The sequence below is a fragment of the Candidatus Pelagibacter sp. PS_11 genome (assembly GCF_059417975.1).
This window is the reverse complement of record NZ_CM182075.1, coordinates 519792-535592: the sequence shown is the minus strand read 5'-3', so window position 1 is coordinate 535592 and position 15801 is coordinate 519792. Positions and strand designations below refer to the sequence as shown.

Sequence of the window (15801 nt, the reverse complement as noted above, 5' to 3'; positions counted from 1 at the left end):
TAAAGTCCGGACAATACAAAAAAAGCAATAAAAGGCAATATTTAACTTTTTAAAACTTATGAAAATAACCTTTATTTTTAAGGGTAATTTGCCGATTTTCATTATCTACAATGGATGATTTTTTAACATGGCTTTGAATTGTGCCAATTTTAGTTAGCTTAACTCTACAATTAGTAGCTATTTTTCTTATGATTCTCATCTTATTTTTAGAAGCTGTAAATAAGACCTGATAATCATCACCATTAGAAATGTAATTAATCTTAGATAGTTTTTTAAGAGCAAGTATCTTCTTTAGGTTACTTGAAATTGGAATATCTTTTAAAAAAATTTTATAAGATAATTTCTGATTATTAATCATTTTATCAAGGTCCGCTATAAGTCCATCAGATATATCAATTGAGGTATTGGCAAACTTTTTAATTTGATCAATTAATTTTAATTGAATATTTGGCATAAAATATTGATTAGTAAAATATTTTTTTAATCTTGAATTAAGCTTAATTTTATTTTTTAAAACTAATAGCCCTAAATAGCTGTCTCCTATATTTCCAGAGACATATACATCATCATAAAGTTTAGCTTTGTTTCTATAGATAATATTATCGGCAAAACCTATTGAAGTAATTGTAAAACTTAACTTGTTAGAAAAAACTGTATCTCCACCACTTAAAAATATTTTATATTTATTTTGTTCTTGATTAAGTGATTTGCTGATTTTTGATAAATTTAATTTAGAAAAACTTTTTTTATTACCAGAACCAGAAATAAAATAATATTTTGGTTTAATACCTTTGCATATTAAATCTGAAATTGATGATCTAATTATTTTCTTAATGACAAGATCAGGTCTTTTAAAGTCTATGAAATGATTGCCTTCTGTATATGTATCAACAGATACTGCTAATTTATTTTTTTTATCAAAAAAAACATCATCATTCAAATTTAAGGCACTTGGTGATTTTTTAGAAAGTTTTTGAAAATAATTTTTTATTAATTCAAATTCATGCATTAGTGGTTCTTATTTTTTTAGCTATTTTGTCTAATATTGCATTTAAATATTTAGTTTGACCATCTTCTAAAAAAAAGTTTGATGCATCAAGATATTCTTTAATAATTATTTTGGAAGAAACTTTAGGTTTGTATAAAAACTCAAATATAGCAGATTTTACTATCACTTGAAAAACCTGGTCTAAATTAGTTAACTCTAAGTCTTCACTTAGATATTTTTTAACCTCTTCTTTAATAACTTCATCTCTTTCAATGGTACCTAAAACAACATCCTTAATGAATTTTTTAAATCTATGTTTGGGAAAAGTTAAGTCTGTGTCATCATTAAAAAAATTTCCATATAACTTTTGGATAATAATTACCCTCGGACTTTGATTGGGATTATATGGAGTTCTCATTGTTATTGAGATAGAACAGATATTACAGCTTGAGCTGCTTCTCTACCCTTTTTCTTCCTAGCTATAGCTTGACGCATATTAAGACAGGTAATAATTCCATTACCAATGGGTTTTTTGCTATCTACAGAAAGTTTCATTATTGCATCAGTTGAAGAATGAGAAATAAAATCAAAATGAGGTGTTTGGCCTTTAATAACACAACCAAGAGCTAAAAAAGCATCATATTTTTTAATATTCTTTGAAATCGTGACTGGTATTTCAAAAACACCAGGAACATTAATAATTTTTATTAAACTAGATTTGGGTAATATGCTCTTTGCACTACTTAGTAAACCCTTTGATATATCTTTATAATAATCAGCAATAACTATTAAATATTTTCTTTTCATTAAATAATTTCCTGTTTAGTAATCTTTATATCATAACCTTCCAAACCAATAACTTTTTTAAGAGACTTAGTAATTAATATCATATTTTTAATCTTTAAATCTTTAATTATTTGAGCACCAATACCATAATTTCTTATAAGCTTATCATTTCCTTTTTTATAGAAATTTTTATTTTTATAATCCTTAAGTGTTTGTGTAACAGATTTTAAATTTGTATCTTTTATAAAAACTAAAACACAGTTATTAAATTTCTTAAAATAATTTAAAGTTTTATCAAATGAATTTGGTAATTGTTGATTGATTAAATAATTTTGAACTACGTTAGAAGAAATTACTCTAACTCTTGGTATTATCCCTTTTTTAATATTTCCTTTAATCAAAGCAAAATGCTCAGATCCATCCAAAAGGTTTTCATAAATTCGAATTTTATATTTTTGATTTTTTACTTTAATATCTGATTGTTTTTTAAGTTTAATTAGTTTTTCTTTTTTTAAACGATAAGCAATAAGGTCTTCGATTTTACCTATCTTTAAATTATGTTTGTTTGCAAAATCGAATAAATCTTGACCTTTGGCCATTGTCCCATCTTCATTCATTATTTCACAAATAACTGCAGAGTTATTTTTTTTAGCAAGTTTTGAAATATCAACAGAGGCTTCTGTGTGGCCAGCTCTTACTAAAACGCCGCCATCTTTCGCAATAATTGGAAAAACATGTCCAGGTGAAACTATGTCTTTCTTATTTGCATTTTTTTTTGAAGCAATTTTAATTGTCTTTGCTCTATCTTTTGCTGAGATACCTGTTGTTATTCCTTTTTTTGCTTCAATAGAAATTGTAAATGCAGTTTTATTCCTTGATTGATTTATTGGTGACATCAAAGATAAATTTAAACGTTTTGCTTGTACACTATCTAGCGCCAGACAAATTAATCCGCGACCATATTTTGCCATAAAATTTATATTTTTAGCACTTGAGTCTGTGGTTGATATTATTAAGTCTCCTTCGTTTTCTCTTTTCTCATCGTCAACTAAGATAAACATACCGCCCTTCTTTGCGATATTTATTATACTTTCAATGGATGCATAATTATTTTTTTTCATTAAAATAATTTCTAACGTATTTAGATAAGATATCTATCTCTATATTAACTAGACTGCCTTTTTTTAACGAAGATAAATTTGTTAGCTTAAAGGTGTGTGGAATAACCCAAACTTGAAAACCTTTTTTGGTTACTTTGGAAATTGTTAAAGAAATTCCATTTATACATATAGATGCTTTATCAATTAAATTTGCTCGTTCTTTTTTGACAATTTCAAAATCAAATAAATACGATTTATCAATTTTTTTAATACTCTGTATTTTACCTACCGCATCAATGTGGCCTTGGCAAATATGTCCTGATATCTTTTGACCAAATTTTAAGGGAAGTTCAAGATTGATTTTATCATTTATTTTTAAAAATTTAAATTTTGATCTTTGTATAGTTTCATCAGAAAGATAAAATTCCATTATCTGTTTTTTGATATCGATCAATGTTAAGCAAACACCATCACAAGCAACTGATACACCCAGATCTTTATGTGTTAACTTTAAATCAGCTTTTACAAAAATATTAGTACCTTTTGATCTTTTTTCAAATTTAGTAATTAAACCTTGATTAAAAATTATTCCATTAAACATAATATTATTTGTAAAGTGTAATTACATCTTTGCCTAACTTTTTATTAATTTTTAATTTATTTTTATAATTTTTCTTTAATTCTTTAAGAAAACCAATCTCTTTATGATTGACTAACTTTGATAAACTTTTAGTACATTTGTATAAATAAAATTCATTAAATAATTTTTTTTTAATAAGGTGTTTAGATAGATCATTTCCCCCTTCAACTAATAAATTCCTACAGCCAAGGACATAGAGTTTCATTAAAATTGATTTAATATCAAAGCTATTTTTATTTAATTTACTTTTGATTAAAGTTATACTTTTTTTTTTTAACATTAATTTCATCTCGGCTTTGGCGTTATGATAAAAAATTATAGTATTGTCTTTATTTGCTGTTTTAAAAATATATGAATTCTTTTTAATTTCTAAGTTTCTATCTAAAATTATTCTTTTAGGAGAAAATTTACTCAAACCTTCTAGTCTGCAATTAAGTTTTGGGTCATCTTTATTTAAAGTTTTGGAGGAAATCATTAACGAGTCATTTTTATATCTAAGAAAATGTGTAAATTTATCAGTATGAATATCTGAAATTCTTTTAGTATCTTTGCTATATATCAAATTATTTTTAGAAATTGCAATTTTACCAGTAACATAAGGAAGGTTTTTTTTTCTATTAAAAAAATAAGGTGCATAAAATTTATTAATTTGTTTTTTGAGTAAATCTTTTTTTACTAAAATATTTTTTGACTTAAGAATTCTTAAAGTTTTACCTTTAACTTTTTTATCAATATCTTCAACTCCATAGACAACTTCTTTAATTTTATTTTTAATTATAATATTTGTGCAGGGAGGCGTTTTTCCATAATGACTACATGGTTCAAGGGTCACATACATTTTTGAGCCTTCTAAATTTTCATGTGAATTTTTAATGGCATTAAATTCCGCATGAGGTGTACCTTTAAAACCTGTTTGACCAATTGAAAGTACTTTATTATTTTTGACAATTACACAACCTACAGAAGGATTAATTCCAGTTAGTCCATGACGAGCTTTTGCCAAATTCAAGGCAAGCTTCATAAAAGTTTTATCTTTATTTGAAAATTTATCTTTTTTTGTAGACATCTAATTTGTCCACGAATTGCACAAAGTCTTTTTCTTCTCTAAAATTTCTATAAACAGATGCAAATCTAACGTATGCAACAGGATCAAGATCTTTCAAACCTTCCATAACCATTGTGCCAATTGTATTTGATGAAATTTCACTTTGACCAAGTTCTTCTAAAGCTCTTGAAGTCCGACTAATAAATTTTTCTGCAGTTTCGGTATCAATAGGTCTTTTCTTTAATGCTATATAAATTGATTTAGAAAGTTTATCTCTATCAAACGATGATTTTCTTCCATTCTTTTTGACGACCATTATTTCTCTAAATTGTACTCTTTCGAAAGTTGTGAATCTAGCTCCACACACACAAAGTCTTCTTCTTCTTATGGCTGTTCCATCTTCTGTAGGTCTAGAATCTACTACTGATGTTTCACCTTTTTTACAAATTGAACAAATCATTATTTTAAATTTTTATAGATTGGAAAGTTAGATGTAAGATCTATAACTTCATTTCTAACCTCTTCTTCAATTTTACTGTTATCCTCAGGGTTTTCAGACAAACCTTTTACAACTTTGGTAATTAATTCTCCTACTTTCTCAAACTCTTTTAAACCAAAGCCTCTAGTTGTTGCAGCTTGAGTTCCAAGTCTTATCCCGGAAGTAATCATTGGCTTTTCAGTATCAAAAGGTATTCCATTTTTGTTACAGGTAATATTAGCATTTGAAAGGCTTTCAGCAGCGGCATTACCCTTAACATTGAAAGGTCTTAGATCAACTAACATTAAGTGTGTATCAGTTCCACCAGAATAAATTTTAAAACCATTATTCTTAAGTGTCTCAGATAAAATTTTGGCATTTGCCAAAACTGATTTGATATAATCTCTAAAATCTGGTCTTAAAGCTTCCAAAAACCCAGCAGCCTTTCCAGCGATGACATGCATCAACGGTCCACCTTGATAACCAGGAAATACTGCAGTATTAAATTTTTTTGCTAGGTCTTCATGATTAGTTAAAATAATTCCACCTCTAGCACTTCTAAAAACTTTATGAGTTGTTGAAGTAACTACGTGTGCGTGTTCACATGGGTTAGGATAACCTTTACCAGCAACTAAACCTGAAAAATGAGCCATATCCACCATCAAATATGCCCCTACTTTATCGGCAATCTCTCTAAATCTTTTAAAGTCAATTACTCTAGAATAAGCGCTACCACCACAAATTATGAGTTTTGGTTTATGTTCTAATGCAAGTTTTTCAACATTATCATAATCAATAAGTTCAGACTCTTTATCAACGTCATACCCTATAGGATTAAACCATTTACCTGACATTGATATTTTTAACCCATGAGTAATATGTCCACCAGAATTTAAACTCATTCCCATAAATGTATCACCAGGATTTAATAGCGCTAAAAATACAGCACCATTTGCTTGAGCCCCAGAATGTGGTTGGGCATTTGCAAATTTACAATCAAAAATTTTCTTTAATCTCTCTATGGCTAAATTTTCAGCAACATCAACATGCTCACATCCATTATAGTATCTTTTTCCAGGATATCCTTCTGCATATTTATTTGTTAATACAGAGCCTTGAGCCTCTAAAACAGCTTGAGAAACTATATTTTCAGAAGCAATTAATTCTATATGTTGTTGTTGTCTTTTTAGCTCATCACTTATGGCTTTATGTAATTCTGGATCAGTTACAGATAAGCTGTCTTCAAAAAAGCTTTTATAATTTTCATTTAAATAGTTTTTTTCACTAGACATAATTAAATCTTTTTAATTCTTTTTGCGTGTCTTCCACCTTCAAACTTTGTATTTAAAAAAACGCTAACACAATTTAAAGCAGTTTTATTAGTAAGAAGTCTTGATCCTAATGTAATGATATTTGCATCGTTATGCAATCTTGATAATTTGGTCGATTTCAAATTAAAACACTGAGCAGCACGTATATTTTTATGTCTATTTGCAACAATATTCATTCCCATACCAGAGCCACATACGAGTATGCCGGCATGATTATTGTTTGTTTTAACTTTTTTAGCAACTTTATGAGCATAGTCTGGATAGTCAACACTTTCACTATTGAACGGACCTAAGTCTGTATAGTTAATTTTCTTTTTATCCAAATGAAGTTTAATTAATTCTTTTAATTTAAAGCCAGCGTGATCAGAAGATAAAAATATTTTTTTCAATTTAATTAAACTTATAATCTAAAACACAGGCTACCAAGTGAACTCTGTTTTCTTCACCACCATTAAAGGCATTATGGTATTTTACATTATTAGTTACCCACACTGAGCCATCAGCAGGCATATGTTTTGCGACATTATCAATAACCATTAAGCAACCAGGGTTTGTAATTATAGGTATATGCAACCTTGGCTCTGGATCTCTGTGCCAACTCAATGTTGATCTTGGCTCCTTAAGTAAAATTCTAACTCTACCTAATTTGTATTTTGAAGAAAGTGCATCAAAAACTTCCTTGAAATAAGTGTTTTCATAGTCTGGTATAAATTCAGAATATGCTGCTTCATCTATTGAAACATCTCTAGTAACTTCTTTTCCTGATTTGTCTGGTTTTGTCCAGTAAGAGCCTCTAGCCTTGCTTCCTTTAATAGAATCTGGATCTCCAGGAATTTGTGTTAGACAAATAGCCCCAAAGTGAGCAATACCACCGCCGTCATCAAATTTTCTTGTTTGAACAATTTGGTTATAAGCGTCTTGGAGTTTATTAATATCAAATTTAATATCTTGTTTTTGAAAATCACTAAAATCTAAAACTTTTTGATCTTTTTTTAGATCTAGGTCAATTATGTTTTTGCTGTCTAAGCTCATGCAGTTGTTTTCTACCTTTTTTAATATATATTTGTATAATACATTTGTCGCATTTTAAAAGCAGATTTAAACATGATTACAGGAAATTACCCAAATTTAAGACTTAGACGTAGTCGTAAAAATGATTGGTCTAGAAGATTAGTTCAAGAAAATAGCCTGTCATCTAGCGATTTTATATTACCTATATTTTTGATTGATGGAAAAAATATAAAACAATCCATTAAAACAATGCCTGATGTTTATAGATACACAATAGATAAACTTGGAATTATTGTTGATAAAGCAATCAAAAGCAAAATACCTATGGTTGCATTGTTCCCTTATACAAATAAAACAAAAAAAAATGAAATTGGAACTGAAGCATTAAATGAAGACAATCTTGTTTGTAAGGCCATTCGATATATTAAAAAAAGATATAAAAATGAAATTGGTATTATGTGTGATGTAGCTTTAGATCCTTATACCTCACATGGTCATGATGGTTTAATAAAATCTGGCTACGTGCTAAATGATGAAACTATTGAAATATTAATAAATCAATCATTGTTACAAGCAGAAATTGGCTGTGATGTTCTAGCTCCTTCAGACATGATGGATGGAAGAATAGGTAAAATAAGGAAAGCTTTAGATAAGGAGGGTCATGAAATGGTTCAACTACTTTCTTATGCAGTAAAATATGCTTCAAGTTTTTATGGTCCATTCAGAGATGCAGTTGGTTCTAAAGGTTTGTTAAAGGGTGATAAGAAAAATTATCAAATGGACTTTAGAAATAGCAATGAAGCAATAAGAGAAGTGGCGCTAGATATTAAAGAAGGGGCTGATATGGTTATGGTTAAACCTGGCATGCCTTATCTTGATATAATTAAAACAGTTAAAGATAATTTTAAAATCCCTGTTCTCGCTTACCAGGTATCAGGTGAATACTCACTATTAAGTAATAGTATCAAAAAAGGTCTAATAGATAAAAACTCAGTGTTAGAGAGCTTGATTGCTTTTAAAAGAGCCGGAGCAAACGCTATAGTAAGCTATTACGCAGATAGAATTGACGATTTAATTAAATAACTATTTTAAAAGATTAATAAAATGAGTTCTAGAAGTAGGAAGATTTAAATTATTTGGTTTTAGAATACTTTTTTCAAGGTAATCACTAACAAGCTTGAGTCCTTTAAGTAAATTTTTTAAATTAACATCCATATTATTTTCATCTATTAGAAAATTTGGAATACTTTTTTTTTCAGTTGAGGATTTAACGTAATAATTAACTTCACTATCAACAATTTCTTTTTCAGCCATAGTTTTTAATTCCAAATCATATCCCAATAATTTTAAAAGTTCTAACTCCCAGAAAATATATTTTTGAATCCAATTTTCAGATTTTAATATTTCAAAAAATTTATCAATTAATTTAAAAATTTCTTTATTAGATTGTGCTTCAGCAGTAAGAAGTTTTATAAGGTGCATTGCCGATGTAATGCATGATAGTTTCTGATTTTCATCAAAATAGAGCGGTGTTAAAGCTTTTAAAATCTCTATTTTGAAATAACCAATTCTAGTAACACTTTTTGAATTATAGTTTACATAAATCTTATTACCAATTTGCAAGTAGTTTTTGATTTTCTTTGAAGTTCCACCAAAAATTATCCCTGAGATTTTTCCATGATTTTCTGTAAAGACCTCAGCGATTATTGAATTTTCACTATATTTATTTTTAGAAACTAAATAACCGCTATCGTCCCAATTCATTTTTTAAAAATATCCTCTAAACATAAAGAAGCAGCATTCTGCTCTGCATCTTTTTTAGAAGTTCCTTCTGCTGTAAAAAATTTAGTATTTTTTAATTTAACGGCAACCTTAAAAAGAGGTTTATGTCGGGGCCCTGTATTTGAGATTAGTTTATAAATAGGCAAAACTTTGAAAATTTTAAGTGAGTATTCTTGTAGTTTTGTCTTAGCATCAATTTGAGTTATAACACTTGCTGTAATATGTTCGCTCCATAAATTAAGAATAAATTTTTCAGTAAAATTTAAACCTTTATCGAGATAGATTGCTCCAATTAAAGCCTCCAAACAGTCTGCTACAATTTTATCTTCAATTTCAATTTTTTTATTCTTGGGGTTTAAAACTAAAATATATTTTTCTAGTTCTATTTTTTTTGCAATTTCTAAACATTTTTTTTTATTTACCAATGAAGCAAATTTTTTATCTAACACCCCTTCCTTTTCATCAGGATAAAGTTCTAGTAATTTTTTTGCAATAATAAGACCTAAAACTCTATCCCCTAAGAATTCAATTTTTTCATTGTTGTTTATTGAGTCAAAACTTTTATGCGTTAAACTCTTAATAAAAATTTTTTGATCAGAAAACTTTAACTTTAATTTCTTTTCTAATTTTATGGGGTTAATTTTCATTAAATAATTTTCTTAAAAAACCTGTCGAATCTAATTGTCTTATGCCATTTCCAAAAAGAAAAAATATTTCCAATTCTAAAATCAGATGAAAAAAAAATAAATTGAGCTTTACCGACTAAATTATCTTCATGAACATATCCAACACTAGTCAAATATCTACTATCTTTAGAACAGTCTCTATTATCTCCTAAAAAAAAGTAGTGTTGAGGCGGAACTATAAAGTTATCTGAACTTTCAAAACTATAACTTTTTAAATAAACGCTATTATGTGTTTTGCCATTTGGAAGCTTTTCTTCAAATGTATTAACATCTATTGTTTGATTTCCACAATAAATTTTATCATTTTGAGAAATTCTAGATTTTAATATTTGATTATTATTTACGAATAAATCGCCGTTAATAAATTGAATATTGTCTCCTGGCAGACCAATTAATCTTTTAATATAATCAGTTCTGTTGTCAGCTGGTGTTTTAAAAACAATAATATCTCCAACCTTAGGTTTGTTATAAAATAGTCTTCCATTTATTATTGGTGGACTAAAAGGAAAAGAATGCTTGCTATAACCATAAGAATATTTCGTAACAAACAATCTATCACCAATTAATAACGTTGGTTCCATTGATGAAGAGGGAATATAAAAAGGTTGAATAAAAATAGATCTAATAACAATAGCTATAACTAAAGCATAAAAAATTGTTTTAATATTATCGATTATAATCTTTTTTGATATCATTTTTTTTGTAAAATCACGTAGGCTACAGAATATTTTTTTTCATCTGAAATTGACAGAAAGAAATTAAAGGATGATATTTTAAATTGCTTTTTAACAATTTTTTTTATTTTGTCTGTGACCACAAATGAGGGTTTACCTAACTTATCGTTAATTACAGTTATATCCTTGAAATTCAAATTCTCTCTAAAACCAGTTCCAATTGCTTTAGAAAATGCTTCTTTAGCAGCAAATCTTTTAGAATAATAAGATTTTTTATTAGTTATTTTTTTGGCTAACAATATTTCTGAGCTAGAAAAAACTCTTTTAATAAAATTAACATTTTTTAAAGATTTATGTACTCTAATATTTTCTACTATATCAACACCAATACCAAGAATTTTCATATTTATTTATTGGTTATTTTTTTAAATATTTTAATAGTTTTTTTTAAACCATGAGTAAGTGACTCACCAATTATAAAATGACCAATATTAAATTCTGTAATTTCTTTAATTTTACTTAGTATAGAGGTAGTTTTGTAGTCAAGACCATGACCTGCATGAACCTCAATACCAAGTTTAACTCCCAGTTCTGAACATTTTTTAATTTTTAAATATTCATTTTTATAACTTTTGTTTTCTTTTATTAAATTTGAAATTTTTCCTGTATGTAGCTCAACACAAGTAGCATTTAATTCTTTTGCAATTTTTATATCTTTTAAGTTTGGGTCAATAAATAGACTTGTTCTAATATTCTTCTTATTAAATAATGATATTATAGATGTGATTTTTTTCTTATTTTTAATTAAATTTAATCCACCTTCTGTTGTCACCTCTTTTCTTTTTTCAGGAACTATACAAATGAAATTAGGTCTATTCTTTAATGCTATATTGATTATTTCTTTGTTAAGTGAAATTTCTAAATTAGTAATTATTTTTCTACTTTTGCAAATTTTAACAACATCAGAATCTTTTATGTGTCTTCTGTCTTCTCTTAAATGAATGGTAACTGAGTTTGCTCCACATTTAATAACATGTTTGGCAATAGTAAATGGGTCGGGATGAAAAGATCCTCTTGCATTTCTTACTGTTGCAACATGATCAATATTAACTCCTAGTCTTTTCATTTAATAAATCTACTTCCAGGAACTGTAATTGGAGTATTTTTAAGACTTTCAGGTAATTTATTACTCTTAAATGTTGGAACATCTATCTTCATATGTGAGATAATATTTTTTTTTATTTTTAATGAATTCTTGGTCGATCTGTCAATAATCGACGCAAAACCAATAAGCTTTGCACCAGGTTTTGTTATCAATTTAACACACTCTAAACTCGATTTACCAGTTGTTATAACGTCTTCGATTATTAAAACTTTTGATCCTTTTTTTATATGAAAACCTCGTCTTAAAGCAAATTTACCATTAACTCTTTCACAAAAAATTGTTTCTTTTTTTAAAATTTTACCAATTTCATAACCTATAATAACACCACCCATTGCTGGAGCTAAAATCAAATCTATAGATTTAAATTTTTTTTTAATTTTTTTTGCTAATGAATTACAAATATCTTTTGCTAAATGTGGAAAGCTTAAAAGTTTGGCACATTGAATATATTTAGGTGAATGCAAACCTGATGAAAGAACAAAATGACCTTCTAAAAGAGCATTAGTTTTTTTTAAAATATTTAAAGATTTTTTGTGTGAAAGCATTCCTTTTTTCCTCATGTCTAATGATTTTAAATTTAATATCTTTTTGTTTTAGCTCACTGATAAAATTTGTAAAGTTTTTCAAGTCTCTAATAATAAGGTTAAATCTGAAGTTAATATAATCTTTAGTTTTTTCTTTCATCTCTACACTTGATATATTCAATTTATGAGAGCCTAATGATGTGGTTATTTCACCAAGTTTACCAGGTTGATCTGGGAGAGAAATCCAAAGTGTTGTATTGTATTTTTTTATTCTTTCCTCTTTTTGCTCACCTTTAGAATGCCAGTATCTTCTAATAGCAGCTCTTGCTTTTCCAGTTTTTGTAATTGGTATCCAATGCAATGATGGTGATTTATTTTTAGAGGTTATGATTTCAACTACGTCACCGTTATAAAGTATGTTTTGTAATTCACTGTCATTACCGTTAATTTTACAGGATATTGCATGATCGCCAACTTTTGTATGAACAGCATATGCAAAATCTATTGGTGTTGCATTTTTTGGCAATTTGATAACTAAGCCTTTTGGTGTAAAGCAAAAAACATTTTCTTGAAACATTTGTAGTTTTGTATACTCAAAAAAATGTTCAGGGTTTTCATTTTTACCAATAATTTCCACAAGGTCAGCTAACCAGTCATATTCTTTCCATGTTAATGAATCAAATTTTTCAGATGATTTATATTTCCAATGGGATGCAATACCTCTTTCGGCAAATTCATGCATTGGCATAGTTCTTATTTGAATTTCAATAGGTCTTCTATTTGGACCTATCACAGCTGTATGCAATGACTGATAATTATTTATTTTTGGTGATGATATATAATCTTTAAATTTTCCTGGTATACAATTCCAGTGTTGATGAAAAATTCCTAAAGCTTTATAGCAATCCTCTCCACTATTAAGAATAACTCTAAATCCAATTATGTCTGTAATTTGCTCTAATGATGTTCTTTTTTTTTGAACTTTTCTCCATATAGAAAATGGAGTTTTTTCTCTTCCAAAAATTTCAGCATTAATCTTATGTTCGTTTAAAAGCTCGCTTAATTGTAAAGAAATAGAATTAAAACTATTTACTTTGTCTTCTTTAATTTCGTCTAATCTTTTTTTAATAAGTTCACGTGCTTCATTATTCAAAACTTTAAATGATAAGTCTTCAAGTTCATCTCTAATTCTATGCATGCCCATTCTATCTGCTAAAGGAGCATAAATTTCCATTGTCTCTCTCGCTATACGTTCTTTTTTTTCAACTTTAGATATAGCATCAATAGTTCTCATATTATGTAAACGATCTGCCAGCTTTACAAGTAATACTCTTATGTCTTTTGATGTAGCTAAGATTAATTTTCTAAAGTTTTCTGCTTTAGAAGATGATGTTGCTTGATTTTCAAAAACAGAAATTTTGGTTACACCATCTACAAGATTGGCAATCTCTTCACCAAATTCATCTTTAATATTTTCATAAGTTGCGTGAGTATCCTCAATCGTATCATGTAAAAGCCCTGTAACAATAGTAGCACTGTCTAACTCTAGCTCACTAAGTATTGAAGCAACAGCTATAGGGTGATTTGAATAAGGATCACCAGAATCACGTTTTTGGTTTTCGTGAGCTTTAACAGCATAATTATATGCTTTACTTAATTTTTCTGGATTTAAAAATTTATTATAAGTTTTAACTTTATTTATTAACTCTTCTGAATTAATCATTTTTAACTATAACACCAATTTATATTTGTTTAATAGATCTTAAATCTTTAATTGATAAAGAATTAATTAAATTTACTATATTAATCTTAGATTCTGGATGCTTCCAACTTCTGTTTATCTCAAATAATGGTAACAATACAAAATTTCTCTTAGTCATCTCTGGATGAGGTATTATTAACTTGTCATTATTTATATTCAAAATTTTTTTATCATAATCAATTATATCAATATCACATGTTCGTGGAGCATTTTTTTTTAGTCTAACCCTGCCTAATTTTAATTCAATATTGTTACAAATTTTTAATAATTCTAAAGGTGTTAAGATTGTCTCGATTTCTATTACAATATTTATGAAACTTGGCATTAAAGGATTTGGCCAAGATTTTGATAAATAGTGAGATGAAACTTTTTTTATCTTAATTTTATTTTTCTTAAGTTCAGACAAGGCTATATGAATGTTGGTAATTTTATTACCTAAATTTGATCCTATTGCTAAATATGATTGTTTAACTTGATTTTCTAATATGTCTTGCTTTTTCACGATTCCAGTCTCTATTTTTTTTAGTAGCTCTTTTATCAAATTGTTTTTTACCTTTTGCGACTGCTATTTCTATTTTAGCTTTTCCCTTTTTAAAATACATCTTTGTTGGAACAAGTGTAAAGCCATCCCTCTGCATTTTACCAATTAATTTGTTAATTTCCTTTTTGTTTAATAATAATTTTCGTTCATCTGTTGGATTATGATTTGAATAACTGGCTTGCTTAAATGCAGCAATATGAGAGTTAATTAAAACTATTTCACCGTCTTTCTCTACAGCATAAGAGTCTGCAATATTAACTTTTCCATCTCTAATTGATTTAATCTCAGACCCTTTAAGAACTATCCCAGCTTCAATTAAGTCTTCAAAAAAAAAATTAAAACTTGCTTTTCTATTTAAGCAAATAATTTTTAAACCAGGATTGGCTTTCTTGTTCATTAGAGTAGATTTGCTGATACTAAAGCTTCTTTAACAATATCCTTAGTTGGGTCTGTAACTTTAACTAAAGGTAATCTAACCCCATCATCACAAAGACCCAGAAGTTTTGCGGCATATTTAACAGGGCTTGGATTGCTTTCTATAAACATTGAGCTGTGAATGGGTTGTAAAATTTTATCTAATCTGATTGCTTCAAGCTTGCTTTCATTATTTTCTATTTTTGAGGCTTTTTGAAAATCAGAACATAACTTAGGAGCAATGTTAGCAGTTACACTTATAGAGCCTACCCCACCTCTGTTATTAAATTCTAAAGCGTTATCATCATTACCTGTTAGTTGAACAAAATCAGTTCCCATTTTATCTTTTTGTTGATTAACTCTATCTAGATCACCAGTTGCATCTTTAACACCAACAATATTTTTCAATTCAAATAATCTAGCCATTGTATCAACAGACATATCAATTACAGATCTTCCAGGAATATTATAAATTATAATTGGTATCCCACATTTATCGTTTATTGCTTTATAATGTTGATATAAACCCTCTTGAGTTGGTTTGTTGTAATATGGAGTTACTATTAGAGCCGCATCTGCTCCCGCTTTTTCTGCATGAGTTGTTAAAGAAATTGCTTCTTTAGTCGAATTAGAGCCAGTGCCAGCAATAACTATATTTTTTCCATTGCTTTCTTTAACACATAAATCTATTACTTTTTGATGTTCATCATGGCTTAATGTTGGCGACTCACCTGTTGTCCCAGCAGGAACCAAGCCGTTTGTACCGTTTGATATTTGAAAATGAATTAGCTTAATATAAGCCTCAACATCTAGCTCATTATTCTTAAACGGGGTTATTAAAGCAACATTTGATCCTTTGAACATAAATACTTAT

21 protein-coding genes are annotated in these 15801 nt (G+C 27.8%); 1 reads left to right on the top strand and 20 read right to left on the bottom strand.

From position 1 onward, the window contains the following. Positions 1-49 precede the first annotated feature (49 nt). From thiL to AC5SLT_RS02855, 10 genes are read right to left on the bottom strand one after another with little or no spacing between them, the layout of a single operon-like run. Complete coding sequence (thiL, locus tag AC5SLT_RS02900) at positions 50-1009, bottom strand: thiamine-phosphate kinase (RefSeq protein WP_494592448.1); 960 nt, start codon at positions 1007-1009, stop codon at positions 50-52. After that, complete coding sequence (locus AC5SLT_RS02895) at positions 1002-1406, bottom strand: transcription antitermination factor NusB (protein ID WP_011282132.1); 405 nt, start codon at positions 1404-1406, stop codon at positions 1002-1004. Before AC5SLT_RS02895 ends, thiL begins: the two co-directional genes overlap by 8 nt. Before the next feature lie 2 nt (positions 1407-1408). After that, entirely contained in the window at positions 1409-1795 is a 387-nt protein-coding gene (ribH, locus tag AC5SLT_RS02890; RefSeq protein ID WP_006996882.1) for a 6,7-dimethyl-8-ribityllumazine synthase, read from the bottom strand. Further along, complete coding sequence (ribB, locus tag AC5SLT_RS02885; RefSeq protein WP_006996881.1) at positions 1795-2895, bottom strand: 3,4-dihydroxy-2-butanone-4-phosphate synthase; 1101 nt, start codon at positions 2893-2895, stop codon at positions 1795-1797. Before ribB ends, ribH begins: the two co-directional genes overlap by 1 nt. Further along, complete coding sequence (locus AC5SLT_RS02880) at positions 2882-3475, bottom strand: riboflavin synthase (RefSeq protein ID WP_494592446.1); 594 nt, start codon at positions 3473-3475, stop codon at positions 2882-2884. Before AC5SLT_RS02880 ends, ribB begins: the two co-directional genes overlap by 14 nt. Positions 3476-3479: 4 nt before the next feature. Beyond that, positions 3480-4580, bottom strand: a complete 1101-nt coding sequence (gene ribD / locus AC5SLT_RS02875) for a bifunctional diaminohydroxyphosphoribosylaminopyrimidine deaminase/5-amino-6-(5-phosphoribosylamino)uracil reductase RibD (RefSeq protein WP_494592444.1) — start codon at positions 4578-4580, stop codon at positions 3480-3482. Beyond that, positions 4561-5019, bottom strand: a complete 459-nt coding sequence (gene nrdR / locus AC5SLT_RS02870) for a transcriptional regulator NrdR (RefSeq protein WP_006996878.1) — start codon at positions 5017-5019, stop codon at positions 4561-4563. Before nrdR ends, ribD begins: the two co-directional genes overlap by 20 nt. Then, positions 5019-6329 (bottom strand): serine hydroxymethyltransferase, encoded by a 1311-nt coding sequence (glyA, locus tag AC5SLT_RS02865; RefSeq protein ID WP_494592443.1) that lies wholly within the window; start codon positions 6327-6329, stop codon positions 5019-5021. The genes nrdR and glyA overlap by 1 nt, the downstream gene beginning before the upstream one ends. 2 nt (positions 6330-6331) lie before the next feature. Then, positions 6332-6757 carry a ribose 5-phosphate isomerase B gene (gene rpiB / locus AC5SLT_RS02860; RefSeq protein WP_494592441.1) on the bottom strand — a complete coding sequence of 142 codons (426 nt, stop codon included), beginning with the start codon at positions 6755-6757 and terminating at the stop codon, positions 6332-6334. Between the two features lies 1 nt (position 6758). Beyond that, a complete protein-coding gene (locus tag AC5SLT_RS02855) occupies positions 6759-7400 on the bottom strand; it encodes an aspartyl/asparaginyl beta-hydroxylase domain-containing protein (protein WP_494592440.1) in 642 nt (213 codons plus the stop codon). A 72-nt stretch (positions 7401-7472) separates the two neighbouring features. Here AC5SLT_RS02855 and hemB point away from each other — a divergent pair, with 72 nt between their 5' ends. Further along, on the top strand, positions 7473-8462 hold the full coding sequence (hemB, locus tag AC5SLT_RS02850) for a porphobilinogen synthase (protein ID WP_494592439.1): 990 nt from the start codon (positions 7473-7475) through the stop codon (positions 8460-8462). Here the strand turns inward: hemB and recO are convergent, their stop codons facing one another. The 10 genes from recO to dapA are packed head-to-tail and all read right to left on the bottom strand — an operon-like array spanning position 8463 to position 15791. Next, positions 8463-9143: a DNA repair protein RecO gene (gene recO / locus AC5SLT_RS02845; RefSeq protein ID WP_494575774.1), complete on the bottom strand. Its 681-nt coding sequence runs from the start codon at positions 9141-9143 to the stop codon at positions 8463-8465. Further along, a complete protein-coding gene (rnc, locus tag AC5SLT_RS02840) occupies positions 9140-9808 on the bottom strand; it encodes a ribonuclease III (RefSeq protein WP_271480929.1) in 669 nt (222 codons plus the stop codon). The genes recO and rnc overlap by 4 nt, the downstream gene beginning before the upstream one ends. Beyond that, complete coding sequence (gene lepB / locus AC5SLT_RS02835; protein ID WP_494575776.1) at positions 9808-10542, bottom strand: signal peptidase I; 735 nt, start codon at positions 10540-10542, stop codon at positions 9808-9810. The genes rnc and lepB overlap by 1 nt, the downstream gene beginning before the upstream one ends. Then, on the bottom strand, positions 10539-10925 hold the full coding sequence (acpS, locus tag AC5SLT_RS02830) for a holo-ACP synthase (protein ID WP_271626341.1): 387 nt from the start codon (positions 10923-10925) through the stop codon (positions 10539-10541). The genes lepB and acpS overlap by 4 nt, the downstream gene beginning before the upstream one ends. A 2-nt stretch (positions 10926-10927) precedes the next feature. Then, positions 10928-11647 (bottom strand): pyridoxine 5'-phosphate synthase, encoded by a 720-nt coding sequence (locus tag AC5SLT_RS02825; RefSeq protein ID WP_494575778.1) that lies wholly within the window; start codon positions 11645-11647, stop codon positions 10928-10930. Beyond that, positions 11644-12231, bottom strand: a complete 588-nt coding sequence (gene pyrE, locus AC5SLT_RS02820; protein ID WP_018414157.1) for an orotate phosphoribosyltransferase — start codon at positions 12229-12231, stop codon at positions 11644-11646. The genes AC5SLT_RS02825 and pyrE overlap by 4 nt, the downstream gene beginning before the upstream one ends. After that, entirely contained in the window at positions 12188-13933 is a 1746-nt protein-coding gene (locus tag AC5SLT_RS02815) for a bifunctional (p)ppGpp synthetase/guanosine-3',5'-bis(diphosphate) 3'-pyrophosphohydrolase (RefSeq protein WP_271479680.1), read from the bottom strand. Before AC5SLT_RS02815 ends, pyrE begins: the two co-directional genes overlap by 44 nt. A gap of 19 nt (positions 13934-13952) precedes the next feature. Further along, on the bottom strand, positions 13953-14474 hold the full coding sequence (folK, locus tag AC5SLT_RS02810; RefSeq protein WP_271563469.1) for a 2-amino-4-hydroxy-6-hydroxymethyldihydropteridine diphosphokinase: 522 nt from the start codon (positions 14472-14474) through the stop codon (positions 13953-13955). Continuing rightward, a complete protein-coding gene (gene smpB, locus AC5SLT_RS02805; RefSeq protein WP_006996865.1) occupies positions 14440-14910 on the bottom strand; it encodes an SsrA-binding protein SmpB in 471 nt (156 codons plus the stop codon). Before smpB ends, folK begins: the two co-directional genes overlap by 35 nt. After that, on the bottom strand, positions 14910-15791 hold the full coding sequence (gene dapA / locus AC5SLT_RS02800) for a 4-hydroxy-tetrahydrodipicolinate synthase (RefSeq protein WP_494592437.1): 882 nt from the start codon (positions 15789-15791) through the stop codon (positions 14910-14912). The genes smpB and dapA overlap by 1 nt, the downstream gene beginning before the upstream one ends. Positions 15792-15801 lie beyond the last annotated feature (10 nt).

Coding starts and splice junctions, on each gene's coding strand:
- ribH (WP_006996882.1), bottom strand. CDS start 1,795: ATGAAAAGAAAATATTTAATAGTTATTGCTGATTATTATAAAGATATA.
- nrdR (WP_006996878.1), bottom strand. CDS start 5,019: ATGATTTGTTCAATTTGTAAAAAAGGTGAAACATCAGTAGTAGATTCT.
- ribD (WP_494592444.1), bottom strand. CDS start 4,580: ATGTCTACAAAAAAAGATAAATTTTCAAATAAAGATAAAACTTTTATG.
- AC5SLT_RS02855 (WP_494592440.1), bottom strand. CDS start 7,400: ATGAGCTTAGACAGCAAAAACATAATTGACCTAGATCTAAAAAAAGAT.
- thiL (WP_494592448.1), bottom strand. CDS start 1,009: ATGCATGAATTTGAATTAATAAAAAATTATTTTCAAAAACTTTCTAAA.
- pyrE (WP_018414157.1), bottom strand. CDS start 12,231: ATGCTTTCACACAAAAAATCTTTAAATATTTTAAAAAAAACTAATGCT.
- AC5SLT_RS02880 (WP_494592446.1), bottom strand. CDS start 3,475: ATGTTTAATGGAATAATTTTTAATCAAGGTTTAATTACTAAATTTGAA.
- glyA (WP_494592443.1), bottom strand. CDS start 6,329: ATGTCTAGTGAAAAAAACTATTTAAATGAAAATTATAAAAGCTTTTTT.
- smpB (WP_006996865.1), bottom strand. CDS start 14,910: ATGAACAAGAAAGCCAATCCTGGTTTAAAAATTATTTGCTTAAATAGA.
- AC5SLT_RS02825 (WP_494575778.1), bottom strand. CDS start 11,647: ATGAAAAGACTAGGAGTTAATATTGATCATGTTGCAACAGTAAGAAAT.
- AC5SLT_RS02895 (WP_011282132.1), bottom strand. CDS start 1,406: ATGAGAACTCCATATAATCCCAATCAAAGTCCGAGGGTAATTATTATC.
- lepB (WP_494575776.1), bottom strand. CDS start 10,542: ATGATATCAAAAAAGATTATAATCGATAATATTAAAACAATTTTTTAT.
- hemB (WP_494592439.1), top strand. CDS start 7,473: ATGATTACAGGAAATTACCCAAATTTAAGACTTAGACGTAGTCGTAAA.
- ribB (WP_006996881.1), bottom strand. CDS start 2,895: ATGAAAAAAAATAATTATGCATCCATTGAAAGTATAATAAATATCGCA.
- acpS (WP_271626341.1), bottom strand. CDS start 10,925: ATGAAAATTCTTGGTATTGGTGTTGATATAGTAGAAAATATTAGAGTA.
- AC5SLT_RS02815 (WP_271479680.1), bottom strand. CDS start 13,933: ATGATTAATTCAGAAGAGTTAATAAATAAAGTTAAAACTTATAATAAA.
- dapA (WP_494592437.1), bottom strand. CDS start 15,791: ATGTTCAAAGGATCAAATGTTGCTTTAATAACCCCGTTTAAGAATAAT.
- recO (WP_494575774.1), bottom strand. CDS start 9,143: ATGAATTGGGACGATAGCGGTTATTTAGTTTCTAAAAATAAATATAGT.
- rnc (WP_271480929.1), bottom strand. CDS start 9,808: ATGAAAATTAACCCCATAAAATTAGAAAAGAAATTAAAGTTAAAGTTT.